The organism is Caballeronia sp. SL2Y3, assembly GCF_022879575.1.
GTDB lineage: Bacteria > Pseudomonadota > Gammaproteobacteria > Burkholderiales > Burkholderiaceae > Caballeronia.
In genome coordinates, this window is sequence record NZ_CP084260.1 from 269,021 (window position 1) to 293,781 (window position 24,761).

Genomic DNA, 24,761 nt, shown 5'->3' on the forward strand with positions numbered 1-24,761 from the left:
ATGGAAAAGGGCGACACGCTGATCGTCGGCGCGCGCGTGATCGACGGCACCGGCGCGCCCGCCGTCGAGCGCGATGTCGCGGTGCGCGACGGCCGCATCGTCGCAATGGAAGCGCCGGGCGGCTTGTCGCACTGGAGCGCAGGCGACGTGTTCGACGCGAAGGGCAAAGTGCTCGCGCCCGGTTTCATCGACGTTCACACGCATGACGACACGCACGTGATCCGCTCGCCGCAGATGATGCCGAAGATCACGCAGGGCGTGACGACGGTGATCGTCGGCAATTGCGGGATCAGCGCGTCGCCGGTCACGCTGAAGGGCGATCCGCCCGATCCGATGAACCTGCTCGGCGACGCCGCCGCGTTCCGCTATCCGACCTTCGCGGCGTACGTCTATGCAGTGAACGACGCCCATCCGGCTGTGAACGTCGGCGCGCTGATCGGCCATACGGCGCTGCGCAACAACCACATGGACCGGCTCGACCGCGCCGCGACCGCCGATGAAATCGCCGGCATGCGCGCGCAGCTCGAAGAGGCGCTGGACAACGGCGCGCTGGGTTTGTCGAGCGGGCTCGCGTATGGATCGGCGTTCAACGCGCCGCCCGAGGAAGTCCAGGCGCTGGCCGAGCCGCTCGCGAAAGCGGGCGCGCTCTACACCACGCACATGCGCACCGAGTTCGACGCCATTCTCGACGCGATGGACGAGGCGTACCGCGTCGGCCGTCATGCGCGCGTGCCGGTGGTGATTTCGCATCTGAAATGCGCGGGGCCGTCGAACTGGGGGCGCAGCGTCGAAGTGCTTAAGTCGATCGAAACCGTCCGCGAAGGACGGCCGGTCGGTTGCGACTGCTATCCGTATAACCGCAGTTCGTCGACGCTGGACCTCAAACAAGTGACGGGCGATATCGACATCACGATCACATGGTCGACGCCGCATCCGGAAATGGCGGGCAAGCTGATCCGCGAGGTTGCGGCCGAATGGAACGTGAGCCAGCACGAAGCCGCAAAGCGCCTGCAACCGGCGGGCGCCGTGTATCACAACATGTCGGAGGACGACGTGCGGCGCATCCTGTCGCATCCCGCGACGATGGTCGGCTCCGATGGCCTGCCGAACGATCCGCTGCCGCATCCGCGCTTGTGGGGTGCGTTTCCGCGCGTGCTCGGCCACTATGCGCGCGACACGGCGCTGATCGCGCTGGAAGAGGCCGTGCGCAAGATGACGAGTCTCTCGGCGCGGCGTTTCGGGCTCACGGAGCGCGGCGAAGTGAAGGTGGGTTATCACGCCGATCTCGTGGTGTTCGATCCCGAGCGCGTGCGCGATGCCGCGACGTTCGCGAAGCCCGAGCAGGCGGCCGATGGCATCGACGCGGTCTGGGTGAATGGCGTTTTGACGTATCGCGAGGCGGCGCTTACCGGCGAGCGCGCGGGACGTTTCGTGGCGCGCGGCGCGGCATCGAAGCTGGATGCGGCCGGCGCGTTTTAAGACTTATTGCGTACCAAAAGGAGTGGAAAGATGAAGCGTTATGGCGTGGAAGGCGGCAAGGGACAAGGCGGCGCGCATATGCCGTTCGCACGCGCGGTCGAGGCCGATGGCTGGCTCTACGTGTCGGGCCAGACGCCGATGCAGGACGGCGAGGTGATCAACGGCGGTATCGTCGAGCAATCGCACAAGGCGATTCAGAACGTGATCGCCATTCTTGAAGAAGCGGGCTACGGCACCGAGCATGTGGTGCGCTGCGGCGTGTGGCTGGACGATCCGCGCGACTTTGCTTCGTTCAACAAGGTGTTCAAGGAGTACTTCGGCGCGAACCCGCCGGCGCGGGCGTGCGTGGTGTCGTCGATGGTGATCGACTGCAAGGTGGAGGTGGATTGCGTGGCTTATAAGAAGCCGGCGACTCGCTGAAATCGTACGTAAGACAGTATCGAGTGGAGTGACGGCCATAGCGACGTCACTCCAATTCGCAGTTGCGTTCCGCGAGAATTGTTTCTCTATATGGCTTGCACGACCGCCTTGACATCGTCCAACGTGATGAGTGGGCCATGCGCGCGAAGAAGTGATCTGCCCGGGAGTTTAATGAGCATGTCGCCAGCGCCAGTCAGCGATTCCGCGCCGCCTTCATCAAGTATGATCCGGGACTCAGCCTCTTTTTGAACAGTCAACGCGATCCGTGTCGGAATATTGCTTCGAATTAGACCGGAGAAAGTCTTTGCGTCTGGGCGCTGCGTTGCCAACACCAAGTGAATGCCTGAAGCTCGTGCTTTCTGAGCCAGTCTAATCACCAACGGTTCGATCTGCTTGTTCTGTAGGACCAAGTCAGCGAATTCTTCCACAATGACGACGATATACGGGAGTTGGGCCCCCGCGGACCTAGCCGCTCCGATAGTCGATACACCCAAGGCCTTCAGAGTGGCATAGCGCGCATCCATCTCTGCTACGAGACCTTGGAAGAGCTTCAAGGCCACCGTCGCCTCTGACACAACCTCATCACCGAAGAGGAAATCGATGTCCGAGTAAGGTGAAAATTCGACTTGTTTGGGATCGACGAGCGCCAGTTGCACGTCGTCAGACTTGTGACGGAGTAGAAGTGACAGGATGACGGAATGCAGGCAAACACTCTTTCCCATGCCGGTCGCTCCGCCGAGTAACATATGTGGCGCCGCGCCCAGGTCAATCGAAACGCTCTCGCCGGTCACGTCAAGTCCCATAAAGACAGATAAGTCCCCAGGACTAGGACTGTTACCACACCAACGCTTCAGATCGGACAAATCAATAGGCGTCCATTGAGCCCGCGGTCTCGCGATGTCAATCAGAACGCGCTTCAAAGGCTAGGTGCGCGACCAACGTCGAGTCCTTGCCTCCCGAAAAGCCGATGATCCAAGGATACTTTTGAGCGGGCGACAGGTACTCTGAGCGAACGTCAGCTACCAGACTGTCCCAAAGCGTATCAATGGACAGATGATCGCTTTCTGAATGCAACAACTTGCTCATCTTCACCGTTTTTAGCTGTCGCGTAGATCGCCTGGATTATACGGTTTACTAAATAAGTCGAAGATACGTGAGGCGCAAAAAAGCCCGCCACAAATCGGAATGATCCGATTCACAGCGGGCCTTCTGTACTGGCGTCGTGGTGATGTGAGCGTTACGTGCGAAGTGGTTGCCGGTTCGTATGTTCAACGCGCGCGGTCCTGCCTTACTGCCTCCCCAACCGCGCATTATCCGGCATCGGCAAATTGAAGTTAGTCCGAAACGGATTGATATCCAAGCCGCCGCGCCGCGTGTACCGCGCATACACCGCGAGCCGTTCCGGTTTGCACTCGCGCATGATGTCCATGAAGATGCGTTCGACGCATTGCTCGTGGAACCCGGTGTGTTCGCGATACGACACGATATACCGCAGCAAACCCGCGTGGTCGATCTGTCCGCCGTAATAGCGAATCTGCACGCTGCCCCAATCCGGCTGCCCGGTAACCGGACAATTCGACTTCAGCAAGTTCGAAAACAGCGTCTCGTCGACAGGCGCTTCGTCATGCGATGCCGACAGCAGCGACGGGTCCGGCGCATAAATCTCGCAATCGAGGTCCAGCCGGTCCAGCGACAAGCCGTCGAATTCTGCCATCGTGAGCTTGCCGAAATCGGCGGGCGGCATGAGCTGCACCGACACCGTTGCGCCGCACGTCGCCGAGACATCGCGCTTTATGGCGGCGCGCACGTCGTCGATGGAATCGAACTGCGTCTGCGCGAACGATCCGAGGTACAGCTTGAACGACTTCGATTCGGCGATGTTCGGCGATTCCGCCGGCACGAAGAACGTCGCGACCGCGATCTGCGGCTTGCCGCGCCTGTTCAGCCACGAAAGCTCGTATGCATTCCAGACGTCGGTGCCGAAGAACGGCAGGCGCGCAGGCACACCGATTTCGTCGCGTGCGCGCTTGCGGTCGATCGGAAAGAGCAGCGAGGGATCGTACTGTTCGGTGTAGTTGACGGCTTTGCCGAGCGGAGATTGGTCGGGTGTCATGGTGCGTTCGCTATGCCGCTGAGAACGTGCCCCGTCGCGGTCACGACGCGGGCCGATTCGCAGTGGCGGATTTGGTCGTCGAAGAAAAAGTCGGGTTCGAATTCGCGCAGGAATTCGCCCTTGTCGAGGCCGCCTAAGAACATCGCTTCGTCGATTTCGATGTTCCACGCCATCAGCGTCCGGATCGCGCGTTCGTGCGCGGGAGCGGAGCGCGCCGTGACGAGCGCGGTGCGAATGTGCATCGGCGACTGGCTTTCGTTGTCGTCGGCAATGCGTTGCAGCTTGTTCAATGCCGCCAGAAGCGGCTTCAGCGGTCCGCCCGGAAGCGGCGAATCCTTCTTCTGCGTCTCGTGACCGACGAACGCGCCCAAGCCTTCGGTCTGGAACACGCGTTCGGCTTCGTCGGAGAACAGCACGGCATCGCCGTCGAACGCGATGCGGATTTCATCAGCATACCGGCTCGCGGCGCGCGGCGTTTCGGGCAGCACGCGCGCGGCGGGGAAGCCAGCGGCGAGCGCGGCGCGCACGTCGTCCGGGTTCGCCGACAGAAATAGCGACGCGCGCAGCGGTTTCAAGTAGGCAAACGGCGAGCGCCCGCGCGTGAACACGCCGCGCTCGATCGCGAGCCCGTGCTCGCGGCACGAATGGAACGCGCGCAGGCCGCTGATGGGATCGCTGCGCGACAGAATCACCACTTCGACGCGCTGCTCGTGCGCGTTCAACGCCAGCAGCTTGCGAATCAGCCCGAACGCGACGCCCGGCTTCGCGGGCGTGTCGAGCCGCGAGCGTTGCAGCGCCTCGTAGCGGGCGAGATCGCCGGTTTCGTAGACGCGGTTTTCCTCTTCGAAGTCGAAAAGTGCGCGCGACGAAATCGCGACGACGAGCTTGTCTTCGAGCGTGAAGGCCATCGGCTGCCCGGGCTTTAAGCGAGGAACAGCTTGTAGACCGGGTTCGCCTGCTCGTCCCACCACGGGTAGCCGAGCGTCGCGAGGAAACGCTCGAACTCGGCGTTGTCCGACTGCGGCACCTGAATGCCGACCAGAATCGAGCTGTAGTCCGCCCCCTGATTGCGATAGTGGAAGAGGCTGATGTTCCAGTTCGGCGCCATCGACGACAGGAACTTCATCAGCGCGCCCGGCCGTTCGGGGAATTCGAAGCGCAACAGGCGCTCGTCCTGCGCGAGCGGCGAATGGCCGCCCACCATGTAGCGAATGTGCTGCTTGGAAAGCTCGTCGTGCGACAGATCGACGGTCGCAAAGCCATGCTCGATGAACGACGACATCATCTGCGCCGTCTCCTTGCGCGACTTGATCTGCACGCCGACGAAGATATGCGCGGCGCGCGCATCCGCGATGCGGTAGTTGAATTCAGTGACGCTGCGGGTGCCGACGAGTTCGCAGAAGCGCCGGAAGCTGCCGCGCTCCTCGGGAATCGTCACCGCGAACACTGCTTCCCGCGCCTCGCCCACTTCGGCGCGTTCCGCGACGAAGCGCATGCGGTCGAAGTTCATGTTCGCGCCGGACGTGACGGCCACGAGCGTCTTGCCTTCGATGCCCTCGCGTTCCGCATACAGCTTCGCGCCCGCGACGGCGAGCGAGCCCGCCGGTTCGAGCACGCTGCGCGTGTCCTGAAACACGTCCTTGATGGCGGCGCAGAGCGCATCGGTATCGACGGTGAGCACTTCGTCGAGCAGTTCGCGGCACAGCCGGAACGTTTCCTCGCCGACGAGCTTCACCGCCGTGCCGTCCGAGAACAGGCCGACTTCGCCGAGCGTCACGCGCTCGCCCGCCGCGATCGAGCGCGCCATCGCGCAGGAATCTTCGGTCTGCACGCCGATCACCTTGATCTCCGGCCGCACCGCCTTCACGTACGCCGCGACGCCCGCCGCCAGTCCGCCGCCGCCGATCGGCACGAAGATCGCGTGAATCGGGCCCTGATGCTGGCGCAGAATTTCCATCGCGACGGTGCCTTGCCCGGCAATGACGTCAGGATCGTCGAACGGATGCACGAAGGTGAGGCCGCGCTCTTCCTGAAGCTCGACGGCGCGCGCGTAGGCGTCGCTGTACGATTCGCCCGCCAGCACGATCTCGACCGTCGGCCCGCCGTGCGTGCGAATGGCGTCGATCTTGACTTGCGGCGTGGTGGTCGGCACCGCGATCACCGCGCGACAGCCGAGCCGCGCCGCCGAGAGCGCCACGCCCTGCGCATGATTGCCCGCCGACGCCGTGATGACGCCGCGCGAGAGCACATCCGCCGGCAGGTTCGCCATCTTGTTGTACGCGCCGCGAATCTTGAACGAGAAGACCGGCTGATTGTCTTCGCGCTTCAAGTACACGGAGTTGCGCAGGCGCGCCGACAGGTTGCGCGCGGGTTCCAGCTCGCTTTCGCGTGCGACGTCGTAGACGCGCGCCGTCAGCACTTTCTTCAAATAATCGGGATGGTTCATGCGGAGGACTCGTCAGGCAGATCGGCTGCGCTTTTTCAGGGCGAAAACATCAATGATAGCCGCAAAGGACCGGGTTTCCGGCTCCCTGCGGCTTTGACCGACCGGCCGGACGCCTAAAAGCGCGCAAAAACGCCAAACGGCGGCGAAAATGGGCGCGCAAAAGCCCCTTCGTCGTGCTAGCGGCCGCCAACGGCGATTTTCGCGATGGGTTAGAATTTCTTTTTGCAAATCAGCAATCAGGACCGGCAGATGCACTTGCAGCTTCGGATCGAATTTCTGGCGCATGTTCCCCGCGCGCATCACGCGGCGGCCGAGCGGCATGCGCGCCATGCGCGATCGTGGCGTTGATCTCGGGCACATCGAAGGCGGCGCCGTGAGGCTCGCGGCATCCGCGCAAGCCGGCGCTTTCAGGCGAATCGCCCGCCTTCGCAAACAAAAGTCTCATTCGAAAATCTGCGCCCCCACGCGCACCGTCGGCGTCCGCGCTTTGCAAAGCGCACTCGCCGAACCACCGAACCGTCGAACATGAACGCACCTCAAGCCTTCGATCCGAACGGCGCCCATGCCGCCTTGGCGCTCGATATCGAGCCGCGTCTTCGCGAAATTCCCTATAACTACACGTCGTTTTCGGACCGCGAAATCGTCATGCGGCTCCTGGGCGACGAAGCCTGGGCCGCGCTCGACGAACTGCGCGCCGAGCGCCGCACCGGCCGCTCCGCGCGCATGCTGTACGAAGTGCTGGGCGACATCTGGGCCGTGCGCCGTAATCCGTATCTGCAAGACGATCTGCTCGACAACCCGAAGCGTCGCGCGATGCTGGTCGAGGCGCTGAACCATCGCCTGACCGAAATCGAGAAGCGCCGCAGCGCGGACTTGTCCGAGCACAGCGAAGAAGCAGGCAGCCGCGAGCGCGCTGAACGCGTGCAACTGCTGATTGCCGCCGCGCGCCGCGCCGTGGACGACTTCGCTTCCGAATTCGGCCGCATGGCCGATTTGCGCCGCCGCGCGTCGCGCGTGCTCGGCAAGCAAACGCAGAAGGACAACATTCGCTTCGACGGCCTCGCGCGGGTTTCGCACGTGACGGACGCGACCGACTGGCGCGTCGAGTATCCGTTCGTCGTGCTGACGCCGGATACGGAAGCCGAGATCGCGGGGCTCATCAAGGCGTGCTTCGAACTCGGCCTGACCGTGATTCCGCGCGGCGGCGGCACCGGCTATACCGGCGGCGCCATTCCGCTCACGCCGTTTTCGGCGGTCATCAACACGGAAAAGCTGGAACAGCTCGGGCCGGTCGAGATGACCGACCTGCCGGGCGTCGATCATAAAGTCGCGACGATTTTCTCCGGCGCGGGCGTCGTCACGCGCCGCGTCACGGAAGCGGCCGAGCAGGCGGGCTTCGTGTTCGCGGTCGATCCGACATCGCTCGATGCGTCGTGCGTCGGCGGCAATGTCGCGATGAACGCGGGCGGCAAGAAAGCGGTGCTGTGGGGCACGGCGCTGGACAACCTCGCCTGGTGGCGCATGGTCGATCCCGAAGGCAATTGGCTCGAAGTCACGCGTCTCGACCACAACTGCGGGAAGATTCACGACGTCGAAGTGGCGCGCTTCCGGCTCGACTGGTTCGACGGCAATCGCGCGCCCGGCGAGAAGCTGATCCGCAGCGAAAACCTCGACATTGCCGGCCGCACGTTCCGCAAGGAAGGGCTCGGCAAGGACGTGACCGACAAGTTCCTGTCCGGGCTGCCGGGCGTGCAGAAAGAAGGCTGCGACGGCCTCATCACGTCCGCGCGCTGGATTCTGCACAAGATGCCGGCGCACACGCGCACCGTCTGCCTCGAATTCTTCGGGCAGGCGCGCGACGCCATTCCGAGCATCGTCGAGATCAAGGACTATCTCTTCGAAACGTCGAAGCAGGGCGGCGCGATTCTCGCGGGCCTCGAACACCTCGACGAGCGTTATCTGCGCGCGGTCGGCTATGCGACCAAGAGCAAGCGCAACGCGTTTCCGAAGATGGTGCTCATCGGCGATATCGTCGGCAATGACGCCGATGCCGTCGCGCAGGCCACGTCCGAAGTCGTGCGCATGGCGAACGGCAAGAGCGGCGAAGGCTTCGTCGCGGTGAACGCGGAGGCGCGCAAGCGTTTCTGGCTCGACCGTTCGCGCACGGCCGCGATCGCCAAGCACACCAACGCGTTCAAGATCAACGAAGACGTCGTGATTCCGCTCAACCGCATGGGCGAGTACACGGACGGCATCGAGCGCATCAACATCGAGCTGTCGATCAAGAACAAGCTGCAATTGCTGGATGCGCTCGAAGCGTTCTTCCGCAATGGCAAGCTGCCGCTCGGCAAGAGCGACGACGCGAACGAAATTCCGAGCGCCGAACTGCTCGAAGACCGCGTGCAGCAGGCGCTCGATCTGCTCAAGCGCGTGCGCGAACGCTGGACGTTCGTCGGCGAGAAGCTGGACTTGCCGCTGCGCGAGGCGCAGCACTATCTGGTGACGCTCGGCTACGAGGCGTTCGCCGAGAAGTTCGCGGATCGCGTGGACGTGCAGCCTGACGCCACGGTGTTCCATCTCGCGCAGGATCGCACGCTGCGCATTTCGTGGAAGCAGGAGATTCGCGCGGAGTTGCGCCAGATCTTCAACGGCGGCGAATTCAAGCCGATCCTCGACGAAGCGCAGGCCATCCACAAACACGTGCTGCGCGGCCGCGTGTTCGTCGCGCTGCACATGCACGCGGGCGACGGCAACGTCCACACGAATATTCCGGTCAACTCCGACAACTACGAGATGCTGCAGGACGCGCATCACGCGGTGGCGCGCATCATGAAGCTCGCGCGTTCGCTGGATGGCGTGATCTCCGGCGAGCACGGCATCGGCATCACGAAGCTCGAATTCCTGACGGACGAGGAAATCGGCGACTTCCGCGCGTACAAGAAGCGCGTGGACCCGCAAGGGCGCTTCAACGCGGGCAAGCTGCTCGAAGGCGCGGACTTGCGCAACGCGTACACGCCGTCGTTCGGGCTGATGGGCTACGAATCGCTCATCATGCAGCAGTCGGATATCGGCGCGATCTCCGATTCGATCAAGGACTGCCTGCGCTGCGGCAAGTGCAAGCCGGTCTGCGCGACGCACGTGCCGCGCGCGAACCTGCTCTACAGCCCGCGCAACAAGATTCTCGCGACTTCGCTGCTCGTCGAAGCGTTCCTGTACGAAGAGCAGACGCGTCGCGGCGTGTCGATCAAGCATTGGGACGAATTCAACGACGTCGCCGACCATTGCACCGTCTGCCACAAGTGCGCGACGCCGTGCCCGGTGAAGATCGACTTCGGCGACGTGTCGATGAACATGCGCAACCTCTTGCGCAAGATGGGCAAGAAGAAGTTCAACGCGGGCAACGCGGCGGGCATGTTCTTCCTCAACGCGACGAATCCGCAGACCATCAACGTCGCGCGCACCGCGATGATGGGCGTCGGCTACAAGGCGCAGCGCCTCGGCACCGACGTGCTGAAGAAGATTGTGAAGAAGCAGACCGCGCATCCGCCTTCGACGACCGGCAAGCCGCCCGTCGTGCAGCAGGTGATCCACTTCGTCAACAAGAAGATGCCGGGCAATCTGCCGAAGAAGACGGCGCGCGCGCTGCTCGACATCGAGGACAACAAGATCGTCCCGATCATCCGCAATCCGAAGACGACGACCGTCGATTCGGAAGCCGTGTTCTACTTCCCCGGTTGCGGATCGGAGCGTCTGTTCTCGCAGGTCGGTCTCGCCACGCAGGCAATGCTGTGGGAAGCGGGCGTGCAGACCGTGCTGCCGCCGGGCTATCTGTGCTGCGGCTACCCGCAGCGCGGCGCCGGCCAGTTCGACAAGGCGGAGAAGATCGTCACGGACAACCGCGTGTTGTTCCATCGCGTGGCGAATACGCTGAACTATCTCGATATCAAGACCGTCGTGGTGTCGTGCGGCACCTGCTACGACCAGCTCGCGGGCTATGAATTCGAGAAGATTTTCCCCGGCTGCCGGATCATCGACATTCACGAATTCCTGCTGGAGAAGAACATTCGGCTGGACGGCGTGAAGGGCACGCGCTACATGTATCACGATCCTTGCCACTCGCCGATCAAGACGGTGGATCCGGTGAAGCTCGTCAACGATCTGATGGGCTCGCAGAACGACGGCTACAAGATTCAGAAGAACGATCGCTGCTGCGGCGAGTCGGGCACGTTCGCGGTCACGCGCCCGGACATCGCGACGCAGGTGCGCTTTCGCAAGGAGGAGGAAGTGCGCAAGGGCGCGGCCAATCTGCGCGGCATTCCGCTGACGTCGGTTGCCGGCTCGAACGCGATCAATCCGATGAACGCGTCGGCGGGCACGGCGGGCGCCGCGCCCGGCTCCGTGCTCTCGGCGGGCGACGGCGCGCAGACCGAGGGCACCGACGTGAAGATTCTCACGAGCTGCCCGTCGTGCCTGCAAGGCCTCTCGCGCTACAACGAGGACGCCAACGTCGAGGCGGACTATATCGTCGTCGAAATGGCGCGCAAGGTGCTGGGCGAAAACTGGATGGAGCAGTACGTCGAACGCGCGAACAATGGCGGTATCGAGCGCGTGCTGGTGTAATAGCGAAATCGAGGTTTGATTCGCTAGAGGTTTGAGATGGACTGTGTGTTTTGCCGCGAAGACGGCGGCGAAGTGCTGTGGTCGGACGACGCGTTGCGCGTCGTCCTCGCCGACGAGCCGGACTGGCCCGGCTTTTGTCGCGTGATCTGGGGCGCGCATGTCGCCGAAATGTCGGACTTGGCCGATGCCGACCGCGCGCGCGTGATGACCGCCGTCAACGGCGTCGAACGCGCGATGCGTCGCGTGCTCGTGCCCGAGAAAATCAATCTGGCGAGCCTCGGCAATCAGGTGCCGCATCTGCATTGGCACGTCATTCCGCGTTTTTCCAACGATTCCCGTTTTCCGTTGCCCATCTGGGCGCCGCGCCAGCGCACGGTGTCCGAGGCGCAACTCGCCAAGCGCCGCGCGCAGGCGACGCTTCTGCGCGAAGCCATTCGCCGCGAGCTGAATCAGGCGTTCGGCCAACACTAACTTAAGAGATAAGGCTCACCATGAGCGGACTGACATCGACGACGCCGATTCCCACCGGCGTCGTTCTGCATTCGAAATCCCGCGTGCTGGAGTTGCAATACGGCGAGAAGGAGTCGTATCGCGTGCCGTTCGAACTGTTGCGCGTCTATTCGCCGTCCGCCGAAGTGCAAGGCCACGGGCCGGGGCAGGAAACGCTGCAGACGGGCAAGCGCGAAGTCGCCATTACGGGCATCGAGCCGGTCGGACATTACGCGCTGCAGTTGAATTTTTCGGACGGGCACAATACCGGCATCTATTCGTGGGACATCCTTTACGATCTCGCGACGAAACAGGACGAACGCTGGCGCGACTATCTGACGAAGCTGCAGGCCGCCGGCATCGACCGCGACGCGCCGATGGCCGCGAAGCCTGCGGGCGGGCACTGTCACTGAACGAAATATGCGCGGCATAACGCCGCGGGCCGGCGCGACGATTGCGCAGGCAGATACGAACAACATGCGAGGAAAGAGCGCAATGAGCAAGACCCACTTCGGATACGAAACGGTCGACGAGCAGGAGAAGGCGAGCAAGGTGGCGGGCGTGTTCCACTCCGTCGCGAGCAATTACGACCTGATGAACGACCTGATGTCCGGCGGGCTGCATCGCATATGGAAGCATTTCACGATCGGGCAGGCGAAGGTGCGCGCGGGTTACAAGGTGCTGGACATCGCGGGCGGCACCGGCGACCTCGCGATGGCGTTCGCCAGGCAGGCCGGCGCAACGGGCGAAGTCTGGCACACGGACATCAACGAATCGATGCTGCGCGTGGGACGCGATCGTCTGCTGGACAAGGGCGTCATCACGCCGACGCTCCTGTGCGACGCGGAGAAGATTCCGTTTCCCGACAACTATTTCGACGTGGTGACGGTGGCTTTCGGGCTGCGCAACATGACGCACAAGGAGCGCGCGCTGGCCGAAATGTACCGCGTGCTCAAGCCGGGCGGCCGTCTGCTCGTGCTGGAATTCTCGAAAGTGTGGGAACCGCTCAAGAAGCCGTACGACATTTACAGCTTCAAGATTCTGCCCTGGCTCGGCGATAAGGTGGCAAAGGACGCGGACAGCTATCGCTATCTGGCCGAGTCCATCCGCATGCACCCGGATCAGGAAACATTGAAGACGATGATGGAACAAGCAGGACTGGATCGAGTCGAATATTACAATTTGTCAGGTGGCGTGGTAGCGTTACACGTCGGGACGAAATTTTGATGTTCCACTCTCTAAAGGATTCGATATGTCCGATTCGCGCACACCCCAATCCCGGGGTTTTCTGAACTCGATGTTCAGGAAGGCCGGAATCTTGGCGCTCGCTGGCGTTATTACGGCTGGCGCAATCTTCGCGGACGACGCCGAGGCGCGTCGCATGGGCGGTGGCCGCAGCATGGGCCGCCAGTCGGCGACGGCCACGCAGCAGCACCAAGCAACGCCGCCGTCGCAGTCCATGCAGCCGAGCCAGTCCGCGCAACCGCAGCGCGCGCAGCCCGCGCCCGCCGCACCGCCCGCCGCTCAACCGGCGCGTAACCGCTGGCTCGGGCCGATCGCCGGCCTTGCGGCTGGTCTGGGCATCGCGGCGCTGCTGTCGCATTTCGGGCTCGGCGGCGCGTTCGCCGGCGCCATGGCCAACATGATCATGATCGCGCTGATCGTGCTCGCGGCCGTCATGCTGTTCCGCTTCTTCATGCGCAAACGGCACGGCGCATCGACGCCGGCGTATGCCGGCGCGGGCGCGTCGCCCTATGGCGCGTCGGCGCGCAGCGGCCTGAATCAGGAGCCGCCGCGCATGTCGCAGCCCGCGGGCTTCGGCGCGGACTATATCGATTCGCCGGCGACGCAGGCCGCGCCGGTCAACGTTCCCGCAGGCTTCGACACCGAAGCGTTCCTGCGTAACGCGAAGGTGTACTTCGTGCGCCTGCAGGACGCGTGGGACCGCGGCAACGTCAACGACATTCGCGAGTTCACCACGCCGGAGATGTTCGCCGAAGTGAAGCTCGACATCGATGCACGCGGCGGCGCGCCGAATCGCACGGACGTGGTTCAGCTCAACGCCGACGTGCTCGGCGTGGAAGATCGCGCGTCCGAGTATCTGGCGAGCGTGCGCTTCCACGGTCTGATCCGCGAATCGGAAGGGGCGGCGGCCGAGCCGTTTGTCGAAATCTGGAATCTGTCGAAGCAGAAGTCCGGCAACGAAGGCTGGCTGCTGGCCGGCATTCAGCAGGTCAGTTGAGCGCGTCCCCGCACGCCGGCGCGGCGGCATCGCGCCGCTCGTCGGCAGCGGGGCGCGTCGAGAAGCGGCTCCGCGTTCGCGGAGTTTGCCTACACCGTAGAATAGAACCCGCGCGAGCGACCGCTTGCGCGGGTTTTTTCATCTCAGAGCCGATGACGAACGCACACGAACCTTCCCGCTCCCTTGTAGATCCTGCCGTCAAGACCGCGTCCGGTGCGTTCGCGGCTGTCGTGAATCATCTTCTCGCCCGCGAGCCGTGGGCGCGCGAGCGCCTCCAGCCGTACGCCGGCAAGTCCGTCCGGCTCTCGTGCGCGCCGTTCGTGATCGCGCTCGTCGCGCAGGCGGACGGGCTTTTCGTCGCGACGAGCGAGGCGCAAGCCGGCCATTTCGACGTCAGCATCGCCGTTCCGTTCGATGCGCTTCCCGCGTTCCTGCAAGGCGGTCAGGCGGCGGTGATGAAGCACGTGCGCATAGAAGGCGATGCCGAGTTCGCGCAGACGCTTGCCAAGCTCGCGGAGCACCTGCGCTGGGACCCGGAGGAAGACTTGTCCCGCGTGATCGGCGATGCGCCCGCGCATCGCATCGGCATGATCGCGAGGACGATGCAGACGCAGGCGCAGCGCACGGGCCGCAATCTTCTTGACTCCGTGGCCGAGTATTTGCTGGATGAGCGCCCGCAACTCGTGCGCAAGAGCGCGCTGGATGCGTTCAACGCCGAGTTGTCGCAGGCGCGCGACGCGCTCGCGCGTGTGGAAAAGCGCATCGAGCGGATCGAACAACGAGAGTCGGCGCGCGGCGCTTCAGCGCGGACCGGCGGCGAGTCCGGGCGCGACTCCCGCAAATAACGAGCTGAAGCGAACACCGACCATGCGTTTTCTGCGTTTCCTCAAGATTTTCTTCACGATTGTCCGCTTCGGCCTGGACGAACTGGTCATGAGCGGCATCAACGACCGCCGCGTGCGCTACCTCATGCGCGTGACGACGTTCGGCCGCCGCTTCGATGTCGAGCGCGGCATCCGGTTGCGCCTCGCGCTGGAAAGCCTCGGACCGATCTTCGTCAAATTCGGTCAAGTGTTGTCGACGCGGCGCGATCTGTTGCCCGTCGATATCGCCAACGAACTCGCGAAGTTGCAGGATCGCGTGCCGCCGTTCGATTCGAACGTCGCGGTTTCGATCATCGAGAAGGCGCTCGGCGCGCCGATCGACGCACTCTTCGACGACTTCGAGCGCGTGCCGGTGGCGAGCGCGTCGATCGCGCAGGTGCATTTCGCGAAGATCCGGCATGGCGAGCACGCCGGCAAACCTGTCGCCGTGAAGGTGTTGCGGCCGGGCATGTTGCCCGTGATCGATTCGGACCTCGCGCTTCTGCGCGATATCGCGATCTGGGCCGAGCGTCTGTGGCCGGACGGCAGGCGGCTGAAGCCGCGTGAAGTCGTCGCGGAATTCGACAAATATCTGCACGACGAACTCGACCTCATGCGCGAGGCCGCCAACGGCAGCCAGTTGCGCCGCAATTTCCAGGGCCTCGATCTGCTGCTCGTGCCGGAGATGTACTGGGATTTGTCCGCGCCCACGGTGCTCGTGATGGAGCGCATGGTCGGAGTGCCGATCTCGCAAGTCGAAACGCTGCGCGCGGCCGGTGTCGATATTCCGAAGCTCGCGCGCGAAGGCGTCGAGATTTTCTTCACGCAGGTGTTCCGCGACGGCTTCTTTCACGCGGACATGCACCCCGGCAACATTCAGGTGAGCCTCGATCCGGCGACCTTCGGCCGCTACATTGCGCTCGACTTCGGGATCGTCGGGGCGCTCTCGGACTTCGATAAGAACTACCTTGCGCAGAACTTCCTCGCGTTCTTCAAGCGCGATTACCACCGCGTGGCGACGCTGCATCTCGAATCCGGCTGGGTGCCGCCGAGCACGCGCGTCGAGGAACTGGAGAGCGCGATTCGCGCCGTGTGCGAGCCCTATTTCGACCGTGCGCTCAAGGACATTTCGCTCGGACAGGTGTTGATGCGGCTCTTTTCGACCTCGCGCCGCTTCAACGTCGAGATTCAGCCGCAACTCGTGCTGCTGCAAAAGACGATGCTGAACGTGGAAGGGCTGGGCCGATCGCTCGATCCGGAACTCGACTTGTGGAAGACCGCGAAGCCCTACCTCGAACGCTGGATGAACGAGCAGATCGGCTGGCGCGGCTGGTACGAACGTCTGCAAATGGAAGCGCCGCAGTGGAGCAAGACCATTCCGCAACTGCCGCGGCTGATTCATCACTTGCTCGCGGAACGGCACGACGCGCCGCGCGGGAATAACGACGAAACCATGCGCCAATTGCTCGCGGAGCAAAAGCGCACGAACCGGCTGCTGACGACATTGCTCGTCGTCGGGCTGGGCGTCATTGCGGGCGCGGGCGTGGTCATCGCGCAATTCTGGATGGGCCATCCTTGATTACGGCGAGCCGGCGCGAGGAGATTCGATGAGCAATTCGAGCAGCGCGGAGGTTCCGTCCTTCGAGAACCGCGACCCGAATTCGCCCGGTTTCTGGGACGAACGGTTCGATCGCCGCTTCATGCCGTGGGATCAGGCAGGCGTGCCCGATGCGTTCCGCACGTTCGTGTCCGCGTTGGCCGCGCCCGAAGCCACGCGCGTGCTGATTCCCGGCTGCGGCAACGCTTACGAGGCCGCGTATCTCGCCGAGCGAGGCATGACCGTGCGCGCCATCGATTTCTCGCCGAGCGCGGTCGCGGCGGCGCGCGCTCAGTTGGGCGCGCACGCGGGCGTCGTCGAAGAGGCCGATTTCTTCGCCTATGAGCCGCCGTTCGCGCCCGACTGGATCTACGAGCGCGCCTTTCTGTGCGCGCTGCCGAAAGACCGCTGGACCGATTACGCAAAGCGCATGGCGGCGATCGCGCGCCCCGGCGCGCGGCTCGCGGGCTTCTTTTTCATCGGCGCGACGCCGAAAGGACCGCCGTTCGGCATCGAGCGCAATGAACTCGACGCGCTGCTCACTCCCCACTTCGAATTGATCGACGATCACGAAGTCAGCGGCTCGATACCGGTCTTTGCCGGCCGTGAACGCTGGCTGACGTGGCGGCGCGCTTGAATTATTCGTCTTCGCCCCCATCTCCGGACGAAGCCGCACGGCGCGAGGCCGGCCGAAAATGGCGGCCGAAAGCGGGTTTGCGGCTATAATTCAAGGCTTTGCAAGCGTCGACAGATCATTGTAGGAAGAGTGCCATGCCGATTTACGCATACCGCTGCGCATCCTGCGGCCACGAAAAAGACGTGCTTCAGAAGTTGAGCGACGCACCGCTCACGCAATGTCCCGCCTGCGGACAGGACGCGTTTTCCAAGCAAGTGACCGCGGCAGGGTTCCAGTTGAAAGGCTCCGGCTGGTATGTCACCGATTTCCGCGGCAGCAGCAACGGTTCTGCTGCGCCGAAGTCCGGCGACAGCGCGGGCAATTCGAATTCCGGCGATAGCGCGAAAGCGGGCAGTGCGTCAACGTCGGATGCGCCGGCTCCCGCGAGCGCAGCGACCGCTGCAAGCGGTTCGACGCCCGCAGCGCCCGCGACGCCTTCGGGCGCAGCCTAAAAGCGCATACGTCACGCACGGCGCGAGCTTCGCGCCGGCTGCGCATTCCGTCCCGTACCGCCTGTCAGAGCGCGCGCCCTGAGCGCGCGCGGATCGCGGCCAACCCGACGCCCGTCACCCTAGCGACAACAACGTGACCACGAAAAAGACTACGCTGAAAACCGTGTTCCTCACCGGCCTCCTGGTGCTGGTGCCGCTCGCCATCACGCTGTGGGTGCTCGGCCTCGTGATCGGGACCATGGATCAGACGCTGCTCCTTTTGCCGGCCGCGTGGCAGCCGGAGCGTGTCTTCGGGTTCCATCTGCCGGGACTCGGCGCGCTGCTCACGCTCGCCTTCATCTTCGTCGTCGGCCTCTTTACGCAGAACTTCGTCGGGCAGAAACTCGTCGGCTGGTGGGACGCCATTCTTCGCCACATTCCGGTCGTCGGCCCGCTCTACACGAGCGTGAAACAGGTTTCGGACACGCTGCTCTCGTCGAGCGGCAATGCATTTCGCAAAGCGCTGCTGGTCGAATATCCGCGCAAGGGCTCGTACACCATCGGGTTTTTGACCGGCATTCCCGGCGGCGACGTGCTCAATCATCTGAAGGAAGATCACGTGAGCGTCTACGTGCCTACCACGCCGAACCCCACGTCCGGCTTCTTCCTGATGATGCCGAAAAGCGAGGTCGTCGAACTGGATATGACCGTCGACGCCGCACTGAAGTACATCGTCTCGATGGGCGTGGTCGCCCCCGCGCCGAGCGCGCCGCTGTCGGTCGCGCCCGCCCGCCGCCCCACCGAGCCGCCGATGTAATGCCGGCGCGCGTGCCGCGAATCGAGCCGACGAAGAGCGCGATCCGCACGCGAGCCGTTCATCAACGAACAACGAAAGACACAACATCATGTCGATGCGATCTGAATACTGCGGTCTGGTGACCGAAGCCCTGCTGGGCCAAACCGTCTCGCTGTGCGGCTGGGTGCATCGCCGCCGCGACCACGGGGGCGTTATCTTCATCGACTTGCGCGATCGCGAAGGGCTCGTCCAGGTCGTCTGCGATCCGGATCGGGCCGAGATGTTCAAGGTGGCCGAAGGCGTGCGCAACGAGTTCTGCGTGCAGGTGAAGGGCGTCGTGCGCAACCGTCCGGAAGGTACGGTCAACGCCAATCTGACGAGCGGCAAGATCGAAGTGCTGTGTCATGAACTGAACGTGCTGAACGCGTCGGTGACGCCGCCGTTCCAGCTCGACGACGACAACCTGTCGGAGACCACGCGTCTCACGCATCGCGTGCTGGACCTGCGCCGTCCGCAGATGCAGAAGAACCTGCGCCTGCGCTATCGCGTGGCGATCGAAGTGCGCAAGTATCTGGACGCGCAAGGCTTCATCGACATCGAAACGCCGATGCTGACCAAGAGCACGCCGGAAGGCGCCCGAGACTATCTCGTGCCGTCGCGCGTGAACGCGGGACAGTTCTTCGCGCTGCCGCAATCGCCGCAATTGTTCAAGCAATTGCTGATGGTCGCGAACTTCGACCGCTACTACCAGATCACCAAGTGCTTCCGCGACGAAGACCTGCGCGCGGACCGTCAGCCGGAATTCACGCAGATCGACTGCGAAACGTCGTTCCTGAACGAGCAGGAAATCCGCGATCTGTTCGAAAACATGATCCGCCACGTCTTCAAGGAGACGATGGACGTCGCGCTGCCGGAGAAATTTCCGGTCATGTTGTACTCGGAAGCGATGCGCCGTTTCGGCTCGGACAAGCCGGACCTGCGCGTGAAGCTCGAATTCGCCGATCTGACCGACGCGGTCAGGGACGTCGATTTCAAGGTGTTCAGCATGCCGGCCAATTCGAAGGACGGCCGCGTCGCTGCCTTGCGCGTGCCGAAGGGCGGCGAACTGTCGCGCGGCGATATCGACGGTTACACGGAATTCGTGCGCATTTACGGCGCGAAGGGCCTCGCGTGGATCAAGGTCAACGACAAGACCAAGGGCCGCGACGGTCTGCAAAGCCCGATCGTCAAGAATCTGCATGACGCGGCGCTCGCCGCCATCATGGAGCGCACGGGCGCGGAAGACGGCGACATCATCTTCTTCGCGGCGGACCGCACGAAGGTCGTGAACGACAGCCTGGGCGCGCTGCGCCTGAAAATCGGCCATTCGGAATTCGGCAAGGCGACCGGCCTGCTCGAATCCGGCTGGAAGCCGCTGTGGGTGATCGACTTCCCGATGTTCGAATACGACGAGGAAGAAAACCGCTACGTGGCCGCGCACCATCCGTTCACGAGCCCGAAGGACGAGCACCTCGAATATCTCGAAACCGATCCGGGCCGCTGTCTCGCGAAGGCGTACGACATGGTGCTGAACGGCTGGGAAATCGGCGGCGGTTCGGTGCGAATCTTCCAGGAAGACGTACAGAGCAAGGTGTTCCGCGCGCTGAAGATCGGCGCGGAAGAAGCGCGTCTGAAGTTCGGCTTCCTGCTCGACGCGCTGCAATACGGCGCGCCGCCGCACGGCGGTATCGCGTTCGGTCTGGACCGCATCGTGACGTTGATGTCCGGCGCCGATTCGATCCGCGACGTGATCGCGTTCCCGAAGACGCAGCGCGCGCAGGACCTGCTCACGCAAGCGCCGAGCGAAGTGGACGAGCGCCAGTTGCGCGAGTTGCACATCCGTCTGCGGCAACCCGAACAAAAGACGCAATAAGCATTGTTGATGTTGTGACGAAAAAGGCGCCGAGTGCGCCTTTTTCGTTTTTTGCGCTACAGTCTTTGCCGGATACGAGACAACGCGCACGTTCACATGGTCATGCAGAAGCCACCGAAAATCCCCGAATCCGTGCTGGTCGTGATTCATACGCCCGACCTCGACGTGCTCATCATCGAGCGGGCGGATCATCCGGGCTTCTGGCAATCGGTGACGGGCTCGAAAGACCGCATCGACGAGCCGCTCGAAGAGACCGCCGCGCGCGAAGTGCAGGAGGAAACGGGGATCATCGTCGGCAGTCCGCTCGTGCCGCATAGCGCGCTGCTGAACTGGCATCACAGCATTCAGTACGACATCTATCCGCAGTGGCGGCACCGTTACGCCGAAGGCATCACGCGCAACACGGAACATCAGTTCAGTCTCTGCGTGCCGCATTGTCTGGAAGTGACGCTCGCGCCGCGCGAACACACGTCGCATCTGTGGCTGCCCTTGCGCGAAGCCGCCGACCGCTGCTTCTCGTGGTCCAACCGCGAAGCCATTCTTCAATTGCCCGAGCGCCTCGCGGCGCATAGCCGATGATCGGTTTGCGGCCGCGGCGCAGTTTCAAGCGACTGCGCCAGGCGCTCTTCTCCGGGCGACGTCCGCCGCGTTTCTGCTTCACCGCGGGCAACCACGTTCGCATCTTCAAAAGCGGCGCGCAGTTCTTTCCCGCGCTGATCGAGCGGATCGACGGCGCGCAGAACACGGTTTCGCTGGAAACCTACATCTTCGCGAACGACGACGCCGGCCGCGCCGTCTCCGACGCGCTCTTGCGGGCCGCCGCGCGCGGCGTCACGGTGCGCGTGATCACGGACGGCATCGGCACCGACGGCAAGCTGCCGATGTTCGAGCAGTGGAAGGCGGGCGGCGTCGAGCATCGAATCTACAATCCGCATCTGCTGTTCGGGCCGCTCGGCTTTTCGCGCACGCACCGTAAGCTCGCGCTGATCGACAACACGTACGCGTTTTGCGGCGGCATCAATATCGTCGACGATTACGACCAGAACGGCACGCGTTTGCCGGAGCCGCGCTGGGATTTCGCGATGGAGGCGCAAGGGCCGGTGGTCACCGACGTGCGCAACGCGTTCGACCTTCAATGGGAGCGCATCCGCCTCGGCGTCAAGCCGCGCGAGCCGCGTTCGTCGTCGTGCGAACCGCAGCCGGAGCACAACCGCCGCAATACGCGGCGCGCGATGCGCGCCAGGCGCCGCGCGCAGCTCGGCGAAATCCATGCGGTCGATCAACCGTGCGTCGCGTTCGTGGCGCGCGACAATCTGCTGAATCGCCGGGCCATCGAAAAGGCGTATCTGCGCGCCATCGCCCATGCGGAGCGCGAAGTTCTGCTCGCCAATCCGTACTTCATGCCGGGCCGCAAGCTGCGGCGCGCGCTCGTGCTCGCGGCGCGGCGCGGGGTGCGCGTGTCGCTCGTGATCGGGCGCAAGGAGTTCGTCGCGCTCGACTACGCCACGCCGTTCCTCTACGGCAATCTGCTGAAGAATGGCGTGCGCATCGCCGAATACGAGAAGACGATCCTGCACGGCAAGGTCGCGGTCGTGGACGCCGACTGGGCGACCATCGGCTCGTCCAATCTCGACGCGCTCTCGCTCGTGCTGAACAACGAAGCCAACATGGTGCTCGTCAACCACGCAGAGATCGCGGGCCTGCACGACGCCATCCTCCAGGCGTTCGACGAAGGCAGCCGCATCGACGAAAAACACTACGCGTCGCGCCCGGTAGGCGAGCGACTCCTGAGCTGGCTCGCGTACAACACCTACCGCATGACGATGAAACTCATCACCATCGGGCAGTACGATTGACGGCCCAATTACTGCTGATTCGACAATGTAACTGCCAACCGGCAACATGCTCCCAGCAAATGGGAAGTCGGGCAGTCACTTAGAGGCAGTCCGCACACAAAAAAGGACAATAGGGCGGGCAAATATAGGACTTACCCTATTGATTGATGCGGCAGTTAGAAACCGCTTTCTAAAATTTTGCTTGTTTCAGCAGCGATCGGCCACAATAATAGAACGGCCGTTCGTTTTCAATGGGGTCACGAGAGGACGGTGGGATCATGCGAAAAGGCGAACAGACGCGGGCCGCGATTCTCGACGCAGCGTTGGATCTGGCGAGCAGGGACGGACTGGAGGGACTCACCATCGGTCTTCTGGCCGAGCGGATGCAGATGAGCAAGAGCGGAGTGTTCGCGCACTTCGGTTCGCGCGAGGATCTGCAGGTGGAAGTGGTGCGCGAGTACCACCGCCGGTTCGAAGACGAAGTGTTTTTCCCGAGCTTGCGTGAACCGCGCGGCTTGCCGCGACTGCGCGCGATGATGAGCCGCTGGATGGAGAAGCGCATCGAGGAGGTCACCACCGGCTGCATCTATATCAGCGGCGCGGTGGAATACGACGATCGCGCGGCGAGCGCGGTGCGCGAGCAGCTCGTCCACAGTGTGACGACGTGGCGCGAGGCGCTGTTGCGGGCCATTCGCCAGTCGAAGGAAGAAGGGCATCTGAAGCCGGAGACGGACCCGAAGCTGATGCTCTTCGAGTTGTACAGCTTCACGCTCGGCCTGCATCACGACGCGCGTTTCCTGCATCTGCCGGAAGCGGTGCAACTGACGCGGGACGCGCTGGAAAAGACGATCGTTTCATATCAGACGTCGCACTCGTCTGCCGATGGCGGCGGCCGCGAAACCAGCGAGCCGGCCGCCCACGCAGCCACGAGCGCGGCGACGAATCTAACTTCGCATCAACCGGACAGCCGTTAGCGGCGCCGATCGAATCGTCCCAAGGGTTCGGCGGCGCACGACGCAAGCTTCTAGAAACTGGAGAGACTCATGGGACAGTACGCCGCCCCCTTGCGCGACATGCAGTTCGTGCTGCACGAACTGCTGAACGTCGAAGCCGAACTGAAGCGCATGCCGAAGCATGCCGACCTGGACGCGGACACCATTAACCAGGTGCTCGAAGAGGCCGGCAAGTTCTGCTCCGAAGTCGTGTTTCCGCTGAACCAGAGCGGCGACCGCGAAGGTTGCACCTACGAGGGCGACGGCGTCGTTACGACGCCTGCGGGCTTCAAGGAGGCGTATCGCCAGTATGTCGAGGCGGGCTGGCCCGCGCTCGGCTGCGATCCCGAATATGGCGGCCAGGGGCTGCCCGCGTTCGTCAATAACGCGCTCTACGAAATGCTCAACTCGGCGAATCAGGCGTGGACCATGTATCCGGGCCTCTCGCACGGCGCGTATGAATGCCTGCACGCGCACGGCACGCCGGAGCAGAAGTCGACGTATCTCTCGAAGCTCGTCTCCGGCGAGTGGACCGGCACGATGTGCCTGACCGAACCGCATTGCGGAACCGACCTCGGCATCCTGCGCACGAAAGCCGAGCCGAATAACGACGGTTCGTACGCGCTGACCGGCACGAAGATCTTTATCTCGAGCGGCGAACACGATATGGCCGAGAACATCGTCCATCTGGTGCTCGCACGGCTGCCCGGCGCGCCGGCCGGCACGAAGGGCATTTCGCTCTTCATCGTGCCGAAGTTCATCCCGGACGCGAGCGGCGCGCCGGGTGAGCGCAACGGCATCAAGTGCGGCTCGATCGAGCACAAGATGGGCATTCACGGCAACGCGACCTGCGTGATGAATCTGGACGGCGCGAAGGGCTGGCTCGTCGGCGAAGCGAACAAGGGCTTGAACGCCATGTTCGTGATGATGAACGCGGCGCGTCTGGGCGTCGGCATGCAGGGCCTGGGACTCACGGAAGTCGCGTATCAGAACTCGCTCGTCTACGCGAAAGAGCGCCTGCAAATGCGCTCGCTCACCGGCCCGAAAGCGCCGGACAAACCCGCTGATCCGATCATCGTGCATCCGGATGTGCGCCGCATGCTGCTCACGCAGAAGGCGTACGCCGAAGCGGGCCGCGCGTTCGCGTACTGGGCCGCGCTCAACATCGACAAGGAACTCTCGCACGAAGACGAAGCCTCGCGCCGCGAAGCCGCCGATTTCGTCGCGCTGCTCACGCCGGTCATCAAGGCGTTCCTGACCGACAACGCGTTCGAAGGCACGAACCTCGCCATGCAGATCTACGGCGGCCACGGCTTCATCTCCGAGTGGGGCATGGAGCAGTACGTGCGCGACGCGCGCATCAACATGATCTACGAGGGCACGAACTCCATTCAGGCGCTCGACCTGCTCGGCCGCAAGATTCTCGGCGACATGGGCGCGAAGCTGAAGCGCTTCGGCAAGCTCGTAACGGATTTCGTCGAAGAAGAAGGCGTGAAGCCGGAGATGCAGGAGTTCATCAACCCGCTCGCGGATATCGGCGAGAAGGTGCAGAAGCTCACGATGGAAATCGGCATGAAGGCGATGCAGAACCCGGACGAAGTGGGGGCCGCAGCCGTGCCGTATCTGCGCACGGTCGGGCATCTGGTGTTCTCGTACTTCTGGGCGCGCATGGCGCGCGTGGCGCTCGACAATGCCGCATCAGGCGACGCGTTCTACAAGGCGAAGCTCGCCACCGCGCGCTTCTACTTCGCGAAGCTCCTGCCCGAAACGGCTTCGACCATCCGCGCCGCGCGCGCGGGCGCGAAGCCGATGATGGACTACGACGAAGCCTTGTTCTGAACACAAGCGCA

The 24,761-nt window shown here is 63.4% G+C and carries 22 protein-coding genes; 17 read left to right on the forward strand and 5 right to left on the reverse strand.

Annotated elements, in window-relative coordinates:
- Window positions 1–1,479 (forward strand): amidohydrolase family protein, encoded by a 1,479-nt coding sequence (locus tag LDZ26_RS01330; protein WP_244847842.1) that lies wholly within the window; start codon window positions 1–3, stop codon window positions 1,477–1,479.
- A 30-nt stretch (window positions 1,480–1,509) separates the two neighbouring features.
- Window positions 1,510–1,899 (forward strand): RidA family protein, encoded by a 390-nt coding sequence (locus LDZ26_RS01335; RefSeq protein WP_244847843.1) that lies wholly within the window; start codon window positions 1,510–1,512, stop codon window positions 1,897–1,899.
- Window positions 1,900–1,985: 86 nt separating this feature from the next.
- Here the strand turns inward: LDZ26_RS01335 and LDZ26_RS01340 are convergent, their stop codons facing one another.
- The 5 genes from LDZ26_RS01340 to LDZ26_RS01360 form a co-directional block, all read right to left on the reverse strand.
- Complete coding sequence (locus tag LDZ26_RS01340; protein WP_244847844.1) at window positions 1,986–2,762, reverse strand: FtsK/SpoIIIE domain-containing protein; 777 nt, start codon at window positions 2,760–2,762, stop codon at window positions 1,986–1,988.
- Window positions 2,763–3,187: 425 nt separating this feature from the next.
- A complete protein-coding gene (queF, locus tag LDZ26_RS01345; protein ID WP_244847845.1) occupies window positions 3,188–4,012 on the reverse strand; it encodes an NADPH-dependent 7-cyano-7-deazaguanine reductase QueF in 825 nt (274 codons plus the stop codon).
- Complete coding sequence (locus tag LDZ26_RS01350) at window positions 4,009–4,920, reverse strand: 5'-nucleotidase (RefSeq protein ID WP_244847846.1); 912 nt, start codon at window positions 4,918–4,920, stop codon at window positions 4,009–4,011. Before LDZ26_RS01350 ends, queF begins: the two co-directional genes overlap by 4 nt.
- Before the next feature lie 14 nt (window positions 4,921–4,934).
- Window positions 4,935–6,458 carry a threonine ammonia-lyase, biosynthetic gene (gene ilvA, locus LDZ26_RS01355; RefSeq protein ID WP_244847847.1) on the reverse strand — a complete coding sequence of 508 codons (1,524 nt, stop codon included), beginning with the start codon at window positions 6,456–6,458 and terminating at the stop codon, window positions 4,935–4,937.
- Window positions 6,459–6,470: 12 nt separating this feature from the next.
- The gene (locus LDZ26_RS01360; protein ID WP_244847848.1) at window positions 6,471–6,788 is read right to left on the reverse strand and encodes a hypothetical protein; all 318 of its coding nucleotides are present in this window, start codon (window positions 6,786–6,788) and stop codon (window positions 6,471–6,473) included.
- Window positions 6,789–6,983: 195 nt separating this feature from the next.
- Between LDZ26_RS01360 and LDZ26_RS01365 the strand changes: the two genes are divergently transcribed.
- From LDZ26_RS01365 to LDZ26_RS01435, 15 genes are all read left to right on the forward strand, one after another.
- Window positions 6,984–11,078: an FAD/FMN-binding oxidoreductase gene (locus LDZ26_RS01365; protein WP_244847849.1), complete on the forward strand. Its 4,095-nt coding sequence runs from the start codon at window positions 6,984–6,986 to the stop codon at window positions 11,076–11,078.
- Window positions 11,079–11,114: 36 nt separating this feature from the next.
- The gene (locus tag LDZ26_RS01370) at window positions 11,115–11,549 is read left to right on the forward strand and encodes an HIT family protein (protein ID WP_244847850.1); all 435 of its coding nucleotides are present in this window, start codon (window positions 11,115–11,117) and stop codon (window positions 11,547–11,549) included.
- Window positions 11,550–11,569: 20 nt separating this feature from the next.
- Entirely contained in the window at window positions 11,570–11,980 is a 411-nt protein-coding gene (locus tag LDZ26_RS01375) for a gamma-butyrobetaine hydroxylase-like domain-containing protein (RefSeq protein WP_175939401.1), read from the forward strand.
- Window positions 11,981–12,062: 82 nt separating this feature from the next.
- The gene (ubiE, locus tag LDZ26_RS01380) at window positions 12,063–12,794 is read left to right on the forward strand and encodes a bifunctional demethylmenaquinone methyltransferase/2-methoxy-6-polyprenyl-1,4-benzoquinol methylase UbiE (RefSeq protein WP_244847851.1); all 732 of its coding nucleotides are present in this window, start codon (window positions 12,063–12,065) and stop codon (window positions 12,792–12,794) included.
- A 25-nt stretch (window positions 12,795–12,819) separates the two neighbouring features.
- Window positions 12,820–13,809 carry a Tim44 domain-containing protein gene (locus LDZ26_RS01385; RefSeq protein ID WP_244847852.1) on the forward strand — a complete coding sequence of 330 codons (990 nt, stop codon included), beginning with the start codon at window positions 12,820–12,822 and terminating at the stop codon, window positions 13,807–13,809.
- A 152-nt stretch (window positions 13,810–13,961) separates the two neighbouring features.
- Complete coding sequence (locus tag LDZ26_RS01390) at window positions 13,962–14,654, forward strand: SCP2 domain-containing protein (protein ID WP_244847853.1); 693 nt, start codon at window positions 13,962–13,964, stop codon at window positions 14,652–14,654.
- A gap of 22 nt (window positions 14,655–14,676) precedes the next feature.
- Window positions 14,677–16,251 (forward strand): ubiquinone biosynthesis regulatory protein kinase UbiB, encoded by a 1,575-nt coding sequence (gene ubiB / locus LDZ26_RS01395; RefSeq protein WP_206467479.1) that lies wholly within the window; start codon window positions 14,677–14,679, stop codon window positions 16,249–16,251.
- 28 nt (window positions 16,252–16,279) lie between these two features.
- Window positions 16,280–16,906: a methyltransferase domain-containing protein gene (locus LDZ26_RS01400; protein WP_244847854.1), complete on the forward strand. Its 627-nt coding sequence runs from the start codon at window positions 16,280–16,282 to the stop codon at window positions 16,904–16,906.
- 134 nt (window positions 16,907–17,040) lie between these two features.
- The gene (locus LDZ26_RS01405) at window positions 17,041–17,397 is read left to right on the forward strand and encodes an FmdB family zinc ribbon protein (RefSeq protein WP_244847855.1); all 357 of its coding nucleotides are present in this window, start codon (window positions 17,041–17,043) and stop codon (window positions 17,395–17,397) included.
- Window positions 17,398–17,530: 133 nt separating this feature from the next.
- Entirely contained in the window at window positions 17,531–18,193 is a 663-nt protein-coding gene (locus LDZ26_RS01410) for a DUF502 domain-containing protein (RefSeq protein WP_175939420.1), read from the forward strand.
- 88 nt (window positions 18,194–18,281) lie between these two features.
- Window positions 18,282–20,084, forward strand: a complete 1,803-nt coding sequence (aspS, locus tag LDZ26_RS01415; RefSeq protein ID WP_244847856.1) for an aspartate--tRNA ligase — start codon at window positions 18,282–18,284, stop codon at window positions 20,082–20,084.
- A 102-nt stretch (window positions 20,085–20,186) separates the two neighbouring features.
- Window positions 20,187–20,663 (forward strand): dihydroneopterin triphosphate diphosphatase, encoded by a 477-nt coding sequence (gene nudB, locus LDZ26_RS01420; RefSeq protein ID WP_244847857.1) that lies wholly within the window; start codon window positions 20,187–20,189, stop codon window positions 20,661–20,663.
- The gene (locus LDZ26_RS01425; protein ID WP_244847858.1) at window positions 20,660–21,940 is read left to right on the forward strand and encodes a phosphatidylserine/phosphatidylglycerophosphate/cardiolipin synthase family protein; all 1,281 of its coding nucleotides are present in this window, start codon (window positions 20,660–20,662) and stop codon (window positions 21,938–21,940) included. Before nudB ends, LDZ26_RS01425 begins: the two co-directional genes overlap by 4 nt.
- Window positions 21,941–22,197: 257 nt before the next feature.
- The gene (locus tag LDZ26_RS01430; RefSeq protein ID WP_244847859.1) at window positions 22,198–22,893 is read left to right on the forward strand and encodes a TetR/AcrR family transcriptional regulator; all 696 of its coding nucleotides are present in this window, start codon (window positions 22,198–22,200) and stop codon (window positions 22,891–22,893) included.
- Window positions 22,894–22,962: 69 nt separating this feature from the next.
- On the forward strand, window positions 22,963–24,750 hold the full coding sequence (locus LDZ26_RS01435; protein ID WP_244847860.1) for an acyl-CoA dehydrogenase C-terminal domain-containing protein: 1,788 nt from the start codon (window positions 22,963–22,965) through the stop codon (window positions 24,748–24,750).
- Window positions 24,751–24,761 lie beyond the last annotated feature (11 nt).